Here is a 17343-nt window from a genome sequence, read left to right as displayed (position 1 = left end):
CGATTCAGAAGGTAGACAGGTCTCTCCCCGATGTTCAACGAGGGACATCGGGGAGAAATCGACCTGCTTGCGTTCCGCTTAGGGGCGTTTTCGCAGGTGAGGGCGGGGTTTGTGGGAGCTTCGGTACGAGACACGCCAGTTGACCTGAAGAGACGCATGTCTCACTTGCGGATAACGGGCATTCAGGTCTTTACGGCTGCCCGAAGTGCCCGTTATTTCTTGGTTAGATCCAGATTCTGACCGGGCTTGATGAGGTCGGCGTCGTTGCCGATGACCTGCTCGTTGGCTTGGTAGAGCGCGTTCCAGCCCCCCTTGAGCCCCTGGGCGTTCGCGATGGCGGTCAGGCTGTCGCCCGCCTTCACCGTGTACGTGGGCTCCGACGCCGCGTCAGACGCCGCGGGTGCCTCGACCGCCGCCGGGCCGCGGTGCTTGCCGCTGCCCTCCGTCGCGGAGTCGGTGGTCGGCGCGTTCGAGGGGGCGGACGGCGTCCCGGTGGCCGGCTCGGCAGGGGTGGCGGGCGTCCCGGACGGGGACGGCGTGGCCGGGTTGGTGGGGGTGCCGGGGGCGGTCGGCGTGGTCGGCGTGCCCGGGGTCGTCGGCGTCACCGGCGCGGTGGTGGCCGGGTCGCCGGGCTGCGCCGGAGTCGTCGGCAGGTCCGGGTCGGGCATGACGGGCAGTCCGCTGTTCGGCGCGAGCGGCGCGATGGGCAGCGTGAACGGCGCCGTGGCCGACGGGCCCGGGGCGGCTGGGGTCGGGGTGGGCGCGCCGAAGTCGGTGGCGGGGTCGCCCGGGTCGGCGTTCGGTACGGCGGTGTCGGGGCGGGACGGGCTGGGGGCGACCTTCCGGGGGGTGCCCAACGCGCCCGGGTCCACGTCGGCGGCGGGGCCGTCCTTGACCAGCCCGGACGACGCGGCGCACAGGGGCCAGGCCTGGGGGCCCTGCGACGCCAGGACCCGCTCGCCGACGGCTATCTGCTGCGACCGGCTGGCGAGGTCGGGACGCTTCGCGTACTCCAGGCCGCCCGCGTTGTTCCACTGCTCCTGGGTGAACTGGAGTCCGCCGTAGGCCCCGCTGCCGAAGTCGGCGCTCCAGGTCCCGCCGCTCTCGCACTCGGCGACGTTGTCCCACGTGGACGTGTCGGCGGCCGAGGCGTTGGTGGCCGCGAGCAGCGGGAGCGCCAACGCGGAGCCCGTGACTCCGGCGGTGACGACGAGGGCGGGTACCTGGCGGGGGCGTCTGTGGCGGCCGTTCCCGGAACGCATGTAGTGCACCTTTCGCATAACGGCGGGGTAACGGCAGAACCTAGCCCCCTTCGAACGCATGTCACAAGTTCGACCGGTAACTGACTTCGGGTCAGGTGCTGCCCGGTTATGCCCTCAGATGTTTCGGGGTGTGAAGCGGACCGGAAGCGTGCGCAGGCCACGCATGATCAGTCCGCCGCGCCACCGCAGGTCCGCAGGTGGAACGGCCAGTTCCAGATCGGGCAGACGCAACAGCAAACTCGCGAGCGCGGTCTGGCCTTCGAGCCGGGCGAGCGGGGCGCCGAGGCAGTAGTGGATGCCGTGGCCGTACCCGAGGTGCTGATTGTCACTTCGGGAGAGGTCCAGGGTGTCCGGTTCCGCGAACCGTTCCGGGTCCCGGTCCGCCGCCGCGAGGACCACGAGGACCGGGTCCCCGAGCGCGATCTCCTGCCCGCCGAGGACGAAGGACTCGGTGGCGAAGCGCCAGGTCGCCAGCTCCACCGGGCCGTCGTAGCGCAGGAGTTCCTCGACGCCCGTGGCCAGCAGGGCGCTCTCCCCGGCGGCCAGCGACGCCTGTAGGCGCGCGCGCTGACCGGGGTTCATGAACAGCGCGTGCAGCCCGTTCCCGATCAGGTTGACCGTGGTCTCGAAACCGGCGAAAAGCAGGATGAAGGCCATGGCGGTGGCCTCGGCCTCCGTCAGGTGGTCGCCGTGGTCACTGGCCCGGATCAGGTCCGAGATGAGATCATCGCCCAGATCATCCCTTTTGCGGTGGATGAGTTCACCGAGGTAGGTCCGCATCTGCTTGACCGAGCGGGCCACACCGCCGCGCGGACCGCCGCCGTGGCGGATCATCATCCCGGCCCAGTCCCGGAAGTCGTCCTGGTCCTCGCGGGGGACGCCGAGCATCTCGCAAATGGCGTAGATGGGGAGCGGGAACGCGAACTCGTGGATGAGGTCCGCCTCACCCCTGCTCTCGAACCGCTCGATGAGGTGGTCGGTCAGCTCCTGCACCCGCGGGGCGAACGCCGCGACCCTGCGCGGGGTGAAGGCCTTCGACACCAGCCGCCGCAGTCGGGTGTGGTCGGGCGGGTCGATGTTCAGCAGGTGCGTCATCAGCTCGGCCTTGCGCTCGCCCGGGATGCCGGTCTTGCCCTTGGCGTGCGCCGGCTCCGCGTGGTGCGCCGGGTTCTTGCTGAGCCGCTGGTCGGCGAGGGCCTGGCGGGCGTCGGCGTACCGGGTCACGAGCCATGCCTCGACCCCGCTGGGCAGCTTGGTCCGGTGCACGGGCGCGTGCTCGCGCAGCCAGGCGTACGCCGGGTACGGGTCGGTGGCGAACTCCCAGTCGAACAGGGTGGGGCCCTGGGGGGAGGCGGGGTCTTCGGGGGCTGCGGGAGTCGGCTCGTGCACCCGACGACCGTATCCCGGCCGCCGGCCGGCATCCGCTATGAGCGGTTCGTCGGGGCTGGCCGTAGATACGCCATCCCTTGACCCGGCCCGCGTCCGCCGTTCCTACTTCGGTGCTGTGGACGTAAGGATCTTGAAGAGCAGCTTCGCCGTGGTGGAGAGACGCGCCGAGCACGCGGCCAGGTTCTTCTACTCCCACCTCTTCTGGCACCACCCCGAGATCCGCTCCCTCTTCCCCGCCTCCCGGGAGGAGATGGAACGCCAGCGCGACCGGCTGTTCGCCGCCCTCGCCCACGTCGTCGCGCATCTGGAGAGCGAGTCGCTCCTCCCTTATCTCCGCGACCTCGGACGGGACCACCGCAAGTTCCTGGCCGGCCCCGAGCAGTACGAGGCCGTCGGCACCAGCCTGCTCGCCGCGCTGGCCGAGGCCGCCGGCGAGGCGTGGACCCCGCCCGTCGCGCGGGCCTGGGCCGAGGCGTACCGGGTGATCGCCGGGGTGATGACCGCCGCGGCCGCGCAGAGCGAGGACCCACCCTGGTGGGACGCGCGGATCGTGCGCCACCTGCGGTACGGGCGGGACGTCGCCGTACTGACCCTGCACCCGCACCTCCCGCTGGGCCACCGGCCGGGCCAGTACGTGAGCGTGAGCAGCGACCGCGTCCCGGCGACATGGCGCACGTACTCGCTGGGCAACGCGCCCCGCCCCGACGGGACGGTCGACCTGCACGTGAGCCGGATCGAGGGGGGCCGGCTCAGCACCGTCCTGGTCGGCGGCACCGACCCGGGCGAGACGCTGCGCCTGGGGGCGCCCGGCGGCGGTCTGACGCTGCGCCGTGACGGCCGCCCCGTCACCCTCATCGCCGCCGGCACCGGCTGGGCACCGGTCCGCGCCCTGCTGGAGGAGCTCGCGCAGCGCCCGCCGGACCGGGACGTACGGCTCTTCGTGGTCGCGCGGGACGCCGCGCACCTCTACGACCGCCCGTTCATCGACGCGTACGCCGACGCCTTCGGGTGGCTCGCCGTCACCTACATCACCCCGGCCCCCGGACAGCACCGCAACGAGGCCACCGACCGGCTCGCGACCGCGCTCGGCCACCGCGGGCTGTGGTGGGAGCAGGACGTCTACCTCAGCGGGCCGGCGCCGTTCATCGAGTCGACCGCCCGCCTCCTGGAGCGGCTGGGCGCGCACCCCGGGCACGTCTTCCACGACACCGTGCCCGCCGTCGGGACCGGAGGCGGCCACGGCCCGAACGGGCGTCCCCTCGGCTTCGGCGAATGGTTCCTCAGCCGCCCGTCACCGCACTGGCTCGACCCCGCCGCCCGCGCGCCGCGGGAGCCCTGACCCCCGCACCCCTTCTCCTCTTCTCCTCTTCTCCCCTGCTTCCCCGCTGCCGTGCTCCGCTACTCCGTGAGGCCCTCCGCCGCCCGGATCGCCGCCCGGTAGGCGCGGGCCGCGGCGCGCAGCGCCGTCTCGGGGTCGACGCCCTCCGCCTCGGCGCGCGCCGCCAGTTCGAGCAGTTCGTACCCGACACCCTCGCCGCGGGGCAGGCCCACGTCCGGCGCGCCGGCCCGGGCGCGGCCCGCCAGCTTGGCCGCGAGCGCGAGAGCGGGCTGGCCCAGCGGGATGCCGTCGGTGACCGACTGCCGCTGCTTCTCCACCGCCTTGGTCCGCTGCCAGTGCGCGCTGACGTCCTCGGGCGTCTCGGCCGCCTCGTCGCCGAAGACGTGGGGGTGCCGCCGGATCAGCTTCTCGACCAGGTCCCCGGCCACGTCGTCGATGGAGAACGGCTCGTCCTCGTCCTCGGGGCCGCCCTCCTGCGCGATCCGCGCGTGGAAGACGACCTGGAGCAGCACGTCGCCCAGTTCCTCGCGCAGTTCCTCGCGGTCGCCCGCCTCGATCGCCTCGACCAGCTCGTACGCCTCCTCCAGCGCGTACTTCACCAGCCCCTCGTGGGTCTGCCGCGAGGTCCAGGGGCATTCGCGGCGCACCCGGTCCATCACCTGGACCAGGTCGAGGAGGCGGGCGCCTGGCAGGTCGTAGGAGCCGGGCAGCAACTCCAGGTCGGGCATGGCGAGGCGGCCGGAGCCGGCCAGGCGGGCCAGTCCGTCGGTGAGCCGCTGGTCGCCCTCGCCGGTCGGCAGCACCACGACGGTGCGGCCGCCGGCGCACGCCTCGACGAGGGCGTGGGCGTCGGGGATCTCGTGCTCCACGTCCACGCCCGCCTCGCGCAGGTACGGAAGCTGCGGGTGGCCGGCGTCGGCGCACAGCACCCGGTCGGCGGTCCGCAGGGCCTGCCAGGCGGACCAGGACAGCAGGCCGGGGGCGACCCGGTGGCTGGTGGTCAGCAGGACGATGCGGCCGGTGGGCTCGGGGGGCGGCGCGTGCTCAGTCACCCTCCGAACCTACCTCCGCGCGTACGACAGGGGTCCCGCCGGGGCGGGCCCGCGTAGGGCTCAGGCCCCGGCGGGGGCCTGCTCGGGTCGGGTCTGCCGGTTGATCCACGGGGTGGTCTCGTCGCCGAGCAGGATCTGCCGCGCGTCCCAGCGGCCGTAGCGCGGGTTCACCTGGACGTGCAGCGCGTTCGCGGCGGCGCCGAGCTTCTCCAGCGCCTTGTCCTGGTTGCCGTAGTGCTCGAACAGCTTGTCGCGCAACAGCTTGAAGCGGGTGTCGGCGTCCATCTGGTCGGGCGCCAGCTGGGCCTGCTGGAGGGCCGCCGTCTCCAGCGCCGCGGGGGTGCCGGCCTGCTGGAGCTGGGCCTTGCGGACGTCCTCGATCTCCCGCGTCGTCACGGTGATCCCGGCGTCCTTCGCGGCGCGTTCCAGGACGGCGCTCTGGATCATCCGGTTCAGCTTGGACCGGTCCAGGCGGGGCGTCGCCTCGATCAGTTGGGCGCCCTGCTCGGAACGGTTCTGCGCGCTGCGGACATCGTTCACCTGGGCCTGGAGCGCTGAGGTGGTGATCCGTTCGCCGCCGACGACGGCCGCCGTGCCGGGATGTGCCTGGCCGGAGCAAGCGGACAGCAGGGGGGCCGCCGCGAGCAGGGCGGCGGAGACGGAGAGCGCTGTGCGACGGTGCAAAGGAGCCTCCAGGGCCGGGAGATTGTGCGGCAATGCACAAGAAGGCCGTGCGGTGATCGATGGTATGCAGTCGGGGGGTTCCGAGCCACCGGTTCGACCAACGATTACCGGGGTGTCGGGGTGCGGCGCGTGTTCGCGCCGGCGCCATCCCGCGGTCATCGCGCGGACCGGTGCCGCTGCCAGGGTCGGCCCACCATGTCGACACCGCACCGCTCCCGGCGCCGCGCCTCGCTCCTGGGCGCCGCTTTCGCCGCCCTGCCGACGACGACGGCCGTGTGCGCGGGGGACGCCGTCGCGCGCGTGTTCCCGTACGGGCACCGCCACCGCGGCGTCAACGACCTCGGCAACCAGTTCGTGCCCTTCCACGCGTACCTGTGGGACCTGCTGCACGGCCCCGCCGAGGGCGCTGAGCAGCCCCTTCGCCCCGTTGGTGGGGCTCTTCCCGCGTACGGACATCGATCTGGCGGTGTACGTCGTCACCGCGGGCGGCCCTGGCGACGGCGGCCTGGGCGGTGCTCGACCGTCGGCGGCGGCCCGCCCTGGTGGTGGCTGCCCTGCGAGCGGTGACGGTTCGGGCCCGGCGACGCCGCCGGGGGTGACTCAGCGGACCTGGCCGAGCCACTGGAGGGTGCGGCGGATCTCCGACGGGAGGGGGTGGTTCGGTCCGTGCAGGCGGTCCGCGTCGAACAGGAGGCGGACCAGGGTGTCGTGGGCCGACGCCCGGTCGCCCATGGACAGCAGCAGGTGGGCTATTCGGCGCCGGACCTCCAGCGGCAGGCCCGGGTCCGGGTTCGCGTAGTGGTTCTCGAACAGCGGGAGCAGGGAGCGGTATTCGGCGAGCGCCGCCGCCGGTTCCCCGAGCTGTTCGAGGCACTGCGCGGCGTCGTAGCGGAACCGCAGCGACTGGGCGTCCCCGGCCGGGAACTCCTCGGCGAGCCGGCGCAGTTCGGGCAGGGCGCGGCGGTACTGGCCGTCGTCCATCAGGGTGGCCGCGTACTGCTTGCGCAGCGAACGGACCACCGGTGAGTGCTCCCCGTGCTCGGCGGCCGCCGCCGGGAGGATGCCGCCGAGGATGTCCACGGCCTGGGTGAGCCGCCCCTGGTCCAGCAGCTCGCGCGCCTCGTCCACCGCTCCCGGGATGTCGGGCCGGGGCGCGGCCGGGGGTTGCGGCGGGGTCTGGGGAGCCGTGGCGCGGTCGGGCCAGGGGGCCTGGGGGCGCAGGAAGGGCCGGGTCGGGTCGAGCGGCCCCGCGGGGGAGCCGCCCTGGCGGGGCAGCAGCGGCGCGAGGGCCTCGTAGACCGCCTGCGCGGAGTCGGGCCGGTCCTGCGGGTCCTTGGCCAGCAGGTGCAGGAGTACGGCCTCCAGCGCGTGCGGGATCTCCGGCCGTGTGCGGCGCACCGGGGCCGGGGGCTCGTACAGGTGCCGGTGCAGCACGCCGAGCGCGGTCGACCCGGCGAAGGGGACGTTGCCGCTGAGGAGTTCGTACAGGAGCACACCGAGCGCGTACAGGTCGGTGCCCGGGCCCACCGCGCCGCCCATGGCCTGCTCGGGGGCCATGTAGGCGGGGCTGCCGATGGGCGTGCCGGTGCTGGTGAGGCGGGTGGTGTCGGTGTCCATCACCGAGGCGACGCCGAGGTCGAGCACCAGCACGGTGCCGTCCGGGCGGACCATCACGTTGCGGGGCTTCAGGTCGCGGTGCACGATCGGCACCGCGTGCACCGCCGACAGCACGGAACACAGTTGCGCGGCGACCGCGACGGCCCACTGCCAGGGGTACGGGCTGTGCTCGACGAGGTGGTCGGCCAGGTTGGAGCCCTCGACGTGCCCCATCACGAGGAAGAGTTCGTCTCCGTCGTCGCCGGCGTCGTGCACCGTGACCAGCCCGGGGTGGTCGACCTGCGCCGTCACCCGGCATTCGCGCACGAAGCGGCGGCGCAGCTCCTCGGCGACGGTGCCGGGGCCGGCGACCTTGTCGGGGCGCAGCAGCTTGACGGCGACGCGGCGGTCCAGGCGCCGGTCGTAGGCGGTCCACACCTGGCCCATGCCGCCCTGGCCCAGGATGGAGGCGAGCTGGTAGCGCTCGCCGATCAGCCGGTCGGTCACGGCTGGGGGTCCTGCACGGCGGTCGGGTTCGGCTCCTGGTAGGGGCCGCCGGGGCGCGGCGGGTGCGGGGTCTGCTTGCGCAGCAGCTCGCTGAGCTCGTCGAGCTCGGCGCGGACCTGCCCGATGCGCGGCGGCGGGGTGGGCTGCGGCGGGACCTGCGGGGGCGGGGGCGTCGGGACGGGCGTCTGGGCGGGCGGGTAACCGTAGGCCGGCGTGGCCTGCCGCGGGTTCGGGTAGGGCGGGTTCGGGGCCGCGTACCAGTGCGCGGCGGGTGCGACCGCCTGCTTCTCGTGGTGCCGGATGTCGGCGACGAGGAAGTACACGCAGGTGGCGAAGCCCGTGAGGAGGGTGCCGCCGGCGCCGGCGTTGCCCTGCCAGCCGCTGGTGTCCGGGGTCGGGTCGGCGCCGATCAGCGCGATCCACACGACCGAGAGCACGCAGCTGAGCGCGAGCAGCGTCCAGTCGCGGGCGGCGCGGGTCACGATCGCGAGCCGCAGCATCGAGCCCCAGGCCAGGAATCCGCAGCTCAGGACCGGCAGCAGCGCGAACAGCACGCGCAGCGCCACCACGCCCTCGTTACGGGGCTGGTGTTGATGCTGCGGCGGGATGCCGGGGGCGTGCATCGGTGCTCCTGACGGGCCGTGCGGAAGGGTTGCGGGTATGAGCGTATACAGCGTTTCCGGCCATGGAGAGGGGATGTGCGCAACCGTTGTACGGTCGCCGCGCGAACACCGGCGAGGCGGCCGGAACCTGGGGTTCCGGACCGCCTCGCGTCCGCCGTTACGAGCCGAGGACGGTGGTGAGGAACTCGCCCGTCCAGGCCAGCAGTTCCCGCCCGACGAGCGGCTTCCCGCCGACCTTCGCGGTCTTCGGCCGCGGGATCAGCACCTGTGAGGTGGCGGGCTTGAGCACCGCCCCCGGGTAGAGCCGCCCCAGCCGCAGCTCCTGCGATTCGCGCAACTCCACCGGGCCGAACCTGACGTTGTTGCCCTGGAGGGTGATGTCGCCGACCCCGCAGGCGCGGGCCAGCATCCGCAGCCCCGCCACCAGCAGCAGGTTCTCCACCGGCTCGGGCAGCTTGCCGTAGCGGTCGGTCAGCTCCTCGCGTACGGCCTTGATGTCGGCCTCGGAGTTCGCCGACGCGATGGACCGGTACGCCTGGAGGCGCAGCCGCTCGCCGGGCGCGTAGTCGTGCGGGACGTGCGCGTCGACCGGCAGCTCGATCTTCACCTCCAGCGGCGGCTCCTCCTCCACGGCGCCCTCCACCGCGGCCCGGTAGTCGGCCACGGCCTCGCCGACCATGCGGATGTAGAGGTCGAAGCCGACGCCCGCGATGTGCCCGGACTGCTCGCCGCCCAGCAGGTTGCCCGCGCCGCGGATCTCCAGGTCCTTCATCGCCACGTACATGCCGGCGCCCATCTCGGTGTGCTGGGCGATCGTCGCGAGCCGCTCGTGCGCGGTCTCGGTCAGCGGCTTCTCCGGCGGGTAGAGGAAGTACGCGTACCCGCGCTCGCGGCTGCGGCCGACGCGGCCGCGCAGCTGGTGCAGCTGCGACAGACCGAAGTTGTCGCCGCGCTCCACGATGAGGGTGTTGGCGTTGGAGATGTCGATGCCCGACTCGACGATCGTGGTGGAGACGAGCACGTCGAACTTCTTCTCCCAGAAGTCCACCACCACCTGCTCCAGGGCCTGCTCGGACATCTGGCCGTGCGCCGTCGCGATCCGCGCCTCGGGCACGATCTCGCGCAGCTTCGCGGCGGCCCGGTCGATGGACTCCACCCGGTTGTGGATGTAGAAGCACTGGCCCTCGCGCAGCAGCTCGCGCCGGATGGCCGCGCCGATCTGCTTCTCCTCGTACGGGCCGACGAAGGTGAGCACCGGGTGCCGCTCCTCCGGCGGGGTGGTGATCGTCGACATCTCGCGGATGCCGGTCACCGCCATCTCCAGGGTGCGCGGGATCGGCGTCGCGGACATGGTCAGCACGTCGACGTTGGCGCGCAACTTCTTCAGCTGCTCCTTGTGCTCGACGCCGAAGCGCTGCTCCTCGTCGACGATGACCAGGCCCAGGTCCTTGAACTTCGTCTCCTGCGAGAACAGCCGGTGGGTGCCGATGACCACGTCCACCGAGCCCTCGCGCAGCCCCTCCAGGGTGGCCTTGGACTCGGTGTCGGACTGGAAGCGCGACAGCGCCCTCACGTTGACGGGGAACTGGCTGTAGCGCTCGGAGAAGGTACCGAAGTGCTGCTGCACCAGGAGGGTGGTGGGGACGAGGACCGCGACCTGCTTGCCGTCCTGGACCGCCTTGAACGCCGCTCGCACGGCGATCTCGGTCTTGCCGTAGCCGACGTCGCCGCAGACGAGGCGGTCCATGGGGACGGACTTCTCCATGTCCTCCTTGACCTCGGCGATGGTGGTGAGTTGGTCGGGGGTCTCCGCGTACGGGAAGGCGTCCTCCAGCTCCCGCTGCCAGGGCGTGTCCGGGCCGAAGGTGTGGCCGGGGGCGGCCATCCGCGCGCTGTAGAGCTTGATCAGGTCGGCGGCGATCTCCTTGACGGCCTTCTTCGCGCGCGCCTTGGTCTTCGTCCAGTCCGCGCCGCCGAGCCGGTGCAGCGTCGGGGCCTCGCCGCCGACGTACTTGGTGACCTGCTCCAGCTGGTCGGTGGGGATGTACAGCCGGTCGCCGGGCTGGCCGCGCTTGGCGGGCGCGTACTCGACGAGGAGGTACTCGCGGGTGGCGCCCTGGACGGTGCGCTGCACCATCTCGATGTAGCGGCCGACGCCGTGCTGCTCGTGCACGATGTAGTCGCCGGTCTCCAGCGTGAGGGGGTCGATGGACTTGCGGCGCCGGGTCGGCATCCGGCCCAGGTCCTTGCTGGCGGTGCGCTGGCCCGTCAGGTCGGTCTCGGTCAGGACGGCGATCTTGCGGTCCGGGTCCACGAAGCCCTGGTCGAGGGAGGCGCACGACACGTGTACGAGCGACGGCTCCAGGGTGCGCAGGTCCGCCTCCAGGCGGGCCGCGATGCCCTCGCCGCCGAGCACCTCGACGGTGCGGGCGGCCGGGCCGTGGCCCTCGGTCAGGTAGACGGTGTACCAGCCGTCGGCGATCCAGGCCTTGGTGTCGGCGAGGGCGCGGGCGGTGTCGCCGCGGTACGCCTCGGGGGCGTGCATGCCGAGTTTGAGGGTGTCGGCGCTCAGGTCGGTGTCGTCGGCCGCGAAGGGGGACACCGACCACCACATCATGCCGATCTCGCGGGCCCGGTCGCGGACGTCCGCGATGCCGCGCAGCGAGGCCGCGCCGACGTCGATGGGCGCCGCGCCGCCGCCGGCGGTGGCCGCCCATGACGCCATGAGGAACTCCTGCGAGGTCGCCACCAGGTCGGCGGCCCGCGTCCGGACCCGCTCGGGGTCGCAGACCACCGCCATGGACCCGGCCGGCAGGACGTCGATCAGCAGTTCCATGTCGTCGACGAGGACGGGCGCGAGGGACTCCATGCCCTCGACGGCGATGCCCTCCGCGATCTTGTGCAGCAGTTCCCCGAGCTCGGGGTGCTCCTCGGCCAGTGCCGCCGCCCGCTCCCGCACCTCGTCCGTCAGCAGCAGCTCCCGGCACGGCGGCGCCCACAGACCGTGCTCGGCGATCTCCAGGGACCTCTGGTCGGCGACCTTGAAGTAGCGGATCTCCTCGACCTCGTCGCCCCAGAACTCCACGCGCAGCGGGTGCTCCTCTGTGGGCGGGAACACATCGAGGATGCCGCCGCGCACCGCGAACTCGCCGCGCTTCTCCACCAGCTCGACCCGCGCGTACGCGGCGGCGGCCAGCGCCTCGGTGACCTGCCCCAGGTCGACGCTCCGCCCCTGCCGCAAACTCACCGGCACCAGCTCGCCCAGCCCCTTGACCTGCGGCTGGAGCACCGAACGGATCGGTGCGACGACGACACTCACCGGACCCGCCGCCGGATCGTCCTTGCTGGGGTGGGTGAGCCGGCGCAGCACCGCGAGCCGCCGGCCCACGGTGTCGCTGCGCGGCGAGAGCCGCTCGTGCGGCAGCGTCTCCCAGGAGGGGTACTCCGCCACCTCGTCGGCGGGCAGGAAGGACCGCAGCGCTGCCGCCAGGTCCTCCGCCTCGCGCCCGGTGGCGGTCACGGCGAGGACGGTCCGCTCGGTGCGTCGGGCCAGCGCGGCGATCGCGAAGGGCCGCGCCGCGGGCGGACCCACCAGGTCGACGTGCATCCGGTTGCCGTCCCCGGCCGCGGCGACCGCCTCGGCGAGCGCGGGGTCCCGGGTGACGGCGTCGAGCAGTCCGTGCAGGCTCATGAAGGAGGCTTTCCGTCCGGTGGAGGGGCAACGCGAAGGGCCCGACACGTGAACGGGCCGGGGGCTCCAGCCTACGACGCGGGGCCGACAGCCGCGCGTGGGATTGCCGCCCCGGACGCGGGCGCACCCACCGCCCGCCCCGGCGGCGGCCAACGACCGGGCGGCCCGCCCCGGGCGCCCGGGCCGCGTCCCCGCCGCTCTACGATGTCCGGACGTACCGACCGAGCGTGCCGAGTCGCCCCGCCGCAAGGGTTCACCCCCTCACCCGACCGGCAGAGGGAGCACCACCGCGTGACGACTGACGCCATAGCCGGGCCCGCCGCCGTCCCCCGGGGCGCGACGGGCCGGCTCCTGCGCCGGGCGGAGCCGTACGCACCGGCCGCCCTGCTGTTCGTCGCCTACGCCGTGCTCTCCCTCTCCCGGAACCGGCGGATGGAGGCCCTCTCCTGGGACCTGGGCATCTTCGAGCAGGCGGTCAGGGCGTACGCGCACCTCCAAGCGCCCGTCGTCGACCTCAAGGGGCCCGGCGCCGACATCCTCGGCGACCACTTCAGCCCCGTCATCGCCCTCCTCGCACCCCTCTACCGGCTGTTCCCGGGCCCCGCCACGCTGCTCGTCGCGCAGGCCGCGCTGTTCGCCCTCTCCTCGGTCCCCGTCACCCGCGCCGCGACCCGCCTGCTCGGGCGGGCCCGGGGCCTGTCGCTGGGCGCCGCGTACGGGTTGGGCTGGGGCATCCAGCGGGCCGTCGACTTCGAGTTCCACGAGATCTGCTTCGCCGTCCCGCTGCTCGCCTTCGCACTGGAGGCGCTGCTGGCCCGGCGTCCGCGCGCCGCGCTGCTGTGGGGGCTGCCGCTGCTGCTCGTCAAGGAGGACCTCGGTCTCACCCTCGCCGTCGTGGCCCTGCTCGTCGCCCGCCAGGCCCGGCGCACCGACCGGCGGGCCGCCCTGGCCGGCGTCGCGACCGCGGCCCTGGCCGTGCTCGTGGCCGCCCTGCTGTTCACCGTGGTGATACCGGCCTTCGGCAACGGCTACGCCTACTGGGAGAAGGTCGGGGGCGCCTCGCCGACCGCCGGACTCGCCACCAAACTCGACACCCTCGCCTGGGTGCTGGTCCCCACCACCGGCCTGCTGGCCCTGCGCTCCCCGCTGCTGCTGGTGGCGCTGCCCACCCTCGGCTGGCGGTTCCTGTCCGGCGACGACCACTACTGGTCCACCGACTGGCACTACAGCGCCGTACTCATGCCGATCGTCGCCCTCGCCCTGGTCGACGCCCTAGACACGTCCGCGCGTTCCACCCGTCCGTGGCTGCGCGCCTACGCCCTCCAGTTGCCCGGCGCCGTCCTGGCCGTCGCGCTCGCCCTCAGCGCCACGACCCTCCCCCTGGAGCGGCTGGGGCACGCGTCCACCTACACCACGCCCGCCCACGTCACCGAGGCCGACCGGCTCCTCGCCCGGATACCCGACGGGGTGAGCGTGGAGGCCGACATCCCGCCGTTGTCCCGGCTGACCTCCCGCTGCCGGGTGTACTGGATCGGCTCCGCCAAGGGCGTGCTACCGGCCTTCGTCGCCCTCGACACCTCCTCCGGCCCGGCCGGCGACGACCCGGTCGCCTACGCCGTGCGCCTGCATCCCGGCGCCCGGTTCGGGGTGCTCGGGGAGGCCGGCGGGATCACCGTCCTCCAGCGGCTGTGACCCGGGTACGACACCGGCCCCGGCCCCACCCCCACGGGCGGGACCGGGGCCGGTGTACCCCCGTGACGACCGCCGCCCGACTGGTCGGTGGCGATCGCGTTCATGACGACCGCGGCCCGACTAGTCGGTGGCGATCGCGTTCAGTACGTTCATCCGCCCCGCCCGGAAGGCCGGGACCAGCGCGGCGAACAGGCCCACCAGGGCCGAGCCGGCGAACACCCCGAGGATGGTCGGCCAGGGGATCTCCAGCACCTTCAGGCCCTCCAGGGCCAGCAGCCGCTGCGCCGTCGCGCCCCAGCCCATGCCCAGGCCGAGCCCGAGGAGCGCGCCGAACAGGGCGATGACCACCGACTCCAGGCGGATCATGCGGCGCAGCTGGCGCCGCGAGAGACCGATGGCGCGCATCAGGCCGATCTCCCGGGTGCGCTCGACCACCGAGAGCGCCAGCGTGTTCACGACACCCAGCACCGCGACGATGATCGCGAGGGCGAGCAGCCCGTAGACGATGTTCAGCAGTTGACCGACCTGGTCACGCAGGACCTGCTTGTAGTCGGCCTGGTTGAGCACCTTGTACTGCGGGTACTGCGCCAGCGCGGCCTTGACCCCCTCGTACGCGGTGTCAGCCTGGCCGGACTTGGCCGTGGCCAGCAGCATGACGGGGCGCGGCAGCCGGTCGGCCGGGAGGTTGGCCTCCGCGACGGCGGTGCTGATGTACTTCATCCCCTTGTCGAGGTTGCCCTCGTCGCTGGTGATCGCCGCGATCCTCAGCTTGGCCGTCTTGCCGCCGTTGAAGGCGACCGTCAGCTCGTCGCCGAGCTTCAGGTGGTGCTCGCCGGCGTAGAGGGAACCGACCGACATGGCGTTCGGCCCGTACGCGGCCGCGTGCTCGCCGGCTGTCATCGTGCGCCGGATGTCCTTGGCGTACGTGGGGTCCTGGGCGCCCAGGCCGTCATCGGAGCTGGAGCCGTCGGGGGCGGTGATCTTCACCGGGATGTCGCGGTAGGCGGTGACGTGGTCCAGGTTCGCGGCGGCCCGCAGCGCCTGTTCGGCCTGCGGCACGACGGGCTGGCCGGAGGGGGAGCTGACGATGTAGTCCGCGCCGACCGACTTGTCGAGCTCGGCGGTGGCGGAGGCGACCATCGAGGAGCCGACCACCGACAGGCAGGCGACCAACGCCAAACCGATCATCAGCGCGGCGGCGGTGGCACCGGTACGGCGCGGGTTGCGCAGCGCGTTGCGCTCCGCGAGCCGGCCGACGGAGCCGAAGGGCCGCAGCACCGGCGCGGCCAGCACCCGTACGACGATCCCGGCGAGGAAGGGGCCGGTCACGATGAACCCGATGAGGGTCAGGACGACGCCGAGCCCCAGCCACAGCGAGCCCTGGGTGGCCTTGTCGGCGGCGGAGGCGAGGTAGAGCGCGGCGCCGCCGAGCCCGGTCAGGACCAGGCCGAAGCCGGCCCGGACGCGGCCGGCCCGCTTGTCGCCGGGGGTCCCGGACTCGCGCAGCGCGGCCATCGGCGAGACCTTCCCGGCGCGGCGGCCGGGGATGTAGGCGGAGACGACGGTGACGAGGATGCCGAGGAACAGGCCGACGGCGGGCGTGGTCCAGGCGACGGTCAGGTCGTCGGTGGACAGGTCCATGCCCATCCGGCCCATCAGTTTCATCAGACCGACGGCCAGGCCCACGCCGGCGCCGACGCCCAGAAGCGAGCCGACGACGCCGAGCAGGAAGGCCTCGACGAGGACGGAGCGGTTGATCTGCTTACGGTCGGCGCCGATGGCACGCATCAGGCCGATCTCGCGGGTGCGCTGGGCGACCAGCATCGAGAAGGTGTTGAAGATGAGGAAGATGCCGACGAGGAAGGCGATCAGGGCGAAGCCGAGCATCGCGTACTTCATCACGTCGAGGAACGAGCCGACGCTCTTGCGGTTGGCGTCCGCGGATTCCTTCGCGGTCTGCAGTTTGTAGGTGCCCGCGCCGACGGCCTTCGCGATGTTCTGCTTGAGTTGCTCGTCGCTGACCCCGTCCTTGGCGGTGACGTTGACGTGCGTGAAGGCGCCGGGAGTGCCGAGCAGCAGCTGCTGGGCGGTGGCGGTGTCGAGGTAGACGACGGTGGCGCCCGGGTTGGTGACGGTGAAGGAGGCGATACCGCTGATCTTCGCCCGGTTGTCGCCGGTGACGGCGATCGTGCGGATGTCGTCCCCGAGCGCGAGGTGGTGCTTCTTCGCGGTGTCGGCGTCGATCATCACCTCGGTCGGGCCGCGCGGGGCGTGACCCGAGGTGATCTTCATGGACTTGAGTTCGTTCTCGGTCCAACTGCCCGCGAGGGTCGGGGCGCCGCCGTCCGAACCGAGGTTCTCGTTCTCGGCGTTGACGACGGTGACCGCCGCCGAGATCACACCGCCCTCGGCGGACTTCACGCCTTCGATCTTCGAGACGCGCTCGACGACCGCGCCGGCCAGCACCTCGGGCTTGCCGCTGTCACCGGGGGCCTTGCCGGCGTCGGGCTCCTTGGGGCTCACCGTGACGTCGGAGCCGGTGACCGCGAACAGTTTGTCGAAGGTGGTGTTCATGGTGTCGGTGAACACCAGGGTGCCGCAGACGAAGGCGACGGAGAGCAGTACGGCGACGGCGGAGAGGGCCATGCGCCCCTTGTGCGCGACGAAGTTGCGCCGCGCGGTCTTCATGACGGTCACGAGGTCCGCCCGCGTGCGTCGAAGTCCTTCATCCGGTCCAGGACCTGCTCGGCGCTCGGGTTCGCCATCTCGTCCACGATGCGTCCGTCGGCGAGGAAGATGACGCGGTCCGCGTAGGAGGCGGCGACCGGGTCGTGGGTGACCATCACGATGGTCTGGCCCAGTTCGTCCACCGACTGGCGCAGGAAGCCGAGGACTTCGGCGCCGGCGCGGGAGTCGAGGTTGCCGGTGGGCTCGTCGCCGAAGATGATCTGCGGCCGGGAGGCGAGGGCGCGGGCGACCGCCACGCGCTGCTGCTGGCCGCCGGACAGCTCGGTCGGGCGGTGCTTCAGTCGGCCCGCGAGGCCCACGGTGTCCACCACCCGGGCCAGCCACTGGGCGTCGGGCTTGCGGCCGGCGATGTCCATGGGGAGCGTGATGTTCTCCAGGGCGTTCAGCGTCGGCAGCAGGTTGAACGCCTGGAAGATGAAGCCGATGTTGTCGCGGCGCAGCTGGGTGAGCTTCTTGTCCTTCAGGCCGGTGATCTCGGTGTCGTCCAGGTGGATGTGGCCGCTGGTGACGGTGTCCAGACCGGCCAGGCAGTGCATCAGGGTGGACTTGCCGGAGCCGGAGGGGCCCATGATCGCGGTGAACCTCCCGCGGTGGATGTCCACGTCGACCCGGTCGAGGGCGACGACCCGGGTCTCGCCCGAGCCGTACGCCTTGACGACCTCGCGCGCCCGGGCCGCGACGGCGGAACGCCCCCCAGTGCCCCCCTGCCTGGTTTCGGTCATGGCCGTTGTCACGGTGTTTCCCCTCGTCGGTGGTCGGC

Annotated in this window: 11 protein-coding genes and 1 pseudogene; 3 read left to right on the top strand and 9 right to left on the bottom strand. The window is 72.7% G+C overall.

The features are described from left to right. Positions 1–212: 212 nt before the first annotated feature. Positions 213–1262: a transglycosylase family protein gene (locus tag E6R62_RS13350; protein ID WP_136213598.1), complete on the bottom strand. Its 1050-nt coding sequence runs from the start codon at positions 1260–1262 to the stop codon at positions 213–215. Between the two features lie 114 nt (positions 1263–1376). Continuing rightward, positions 1377–2651: a cytochrome P450 gene (locus E6R62_RS13345; protein WP_136213597.1), complete on the bottom strand. Its 1275-nt coding sequence runs from the start codon at positions 2649–2651 to the stop codon at positions 1377–1379. 130 nt (positions 2652–2781) lie between these two features. On the opposite strand from E6R62_RS13345, the gene E6R62_RS13340 reads away from it, so the two are divergent. Further along, the gene (locus E6R62_RS13340) at positions 2782–3990 is read left to right on the top strand and encodes a globin domain-containing protein (RefSeq protein ID WP_240801646.1); all 1209 of its coding nucleotides are present in this window, start codon (positions 2782–2784) and stop codon (positions 3988–3990) included. A gap of 59 nt (positions 3991–4049) precedes the next feature. Here E6R62_RS13340 and E6R62_RS13335 read toward each other — a convergent pair whose 3' ends face one another. Next, a complete protein-coding gene (locus tag E6R62_RS13335; RefSeq protein ID WP_136213595.1) occupies positions 4050–5042 on the bottom strand; it encodes a nucleoside triphosphate pyrophosphohydrolase in 993 nt (330 codons plus the stop codon). A 60-nt stretch (positions 5043–5102) separates the two neighbouring features. Further along, positions 5103–5726: a SurA N-terminal domain-containing protein gene (locus tag E6R62_RS13330; protein WP_136213594.1), complete on the bottom strand. Its 624-nt coding sequence runs from the start codon at positions 5724–5726 to the stop codon at positions 5103–5105. 195 nt (positions 5727–5921) lie between these two features. On the opposite strand from E6R62_RS13330, the pseudogene E6R62_RS13325 reads away from it, so the two are divergent. Then, positions 5922–6207: pseudogene (locus tag E6R62_RS13325) on the top strand (hypothetical protein); the annotation flags it as partial. A 119-nt stretch (positions 6208–6326) separates the two neighbouring features. On the opposite strand, the gene E6R62_RS13320 reads toward E6R62_RS13325, so the two are convergent. The 3 genes from E6R62_RS13320 to mfd all read right to left on the bottom strand — a co-directional run bounded on the left by E6R62_RS13320 (position 6327) and on the right by mfd (position 12143). Beyond that, positions 6327–7829, bottom strand: a complete 1503-nt coding sequence (locus E6R62_RS13320) for a serine/threonine-protein kinase (protein WP_276615570.1) — start codon at positions 7827–7829, stop codon at positions 6327–6329. Continuing rightward, a complete protein-coding gene (locus E6R62_RS13315) occupies positions 7826–8452 on the bottom strand; it encodes a hypothetical protein (RefSeq protein ID WP_136213593.1) in 627 nt (208 codons plus the stop codon). Before E6R62_RS13315 ends, E6R62_RS13320 begins: the two co-directional genes overlap by 4 nt. 157 nt (positions 8453–8609) lie before the next feature. Then, positions 8610–12143: a transcription-repair coupling factor gene (gene mfd / locus E6R62_RS13310; RefSeq protein ID WP_136213592.1), complete on the bottom strand. Its 3534-nt coding sequence runs from the start codon at positions 12141–12143 to the stop codon at positions 8610–8612. A gap of 291 nt (positions 12144–12434) precedes the next feature. Here mfd and E6R62_RS13305 point away from each other — a divergent pair, with 291 nt between their 5' ends. Next, complete coding sequence (locus tag E6R62_RS13305; protein ID WP_240801645.1) at positions 12435–13835, top strand: DUF2079 domain-containing protein; 1401 nt, start codon at positions 12435–12437, stop codon at positions 13833–13835. Positions 13836–13955: 120 nt separating this feature from the next. On the opposite strand, the gene E6R62_RS13300 is transcribed toward E6R62_RS13305, so the two are convergent. Together E6R62_RS13300 and E6R62_RS13295 are read right to left on the bottom strand one after the other, a co-directional pair. Continuing rightward, positions 13956–16532, bottom strand: a complete 2577-nt coding sequence (locus tag E6R62_RS13300; protein ID WP_136213590.1) for an ABC transporter permease — start codon at positions 16530–16532, stop codon at positions 13956–13958. Further along, a complete protein-coding gene (locus E6R62_RS13295) occupies positions 16529–17317 on the bottom strand; it encodes an ABC transporter ATP-binding protein (protein ID WP_136213589.1) in 789 nt (262 codons plus the stop codon). The genes E6R62_RS13300 and E6R62_RS13295 overlap by 4 nt, the downstream gene beginning before the upstream one ends. Positions 17318–17343 lie beyond the last annotated feature (26 nt).

The sequence above is a fragment of the Streptomyces sp. A1136 genome (assembly GCF_004795055.1).
GTDB lineage: Bacteria > Actinomycetota > Actinomycetes > Streptomycetales > Streptomycetaceae > Streptomyces.
The sequence above is the reverse complement of the archived record's forward strand: the minus strand, read 5'-3'. Positions and strand labels throughout refer to the sequence as shown.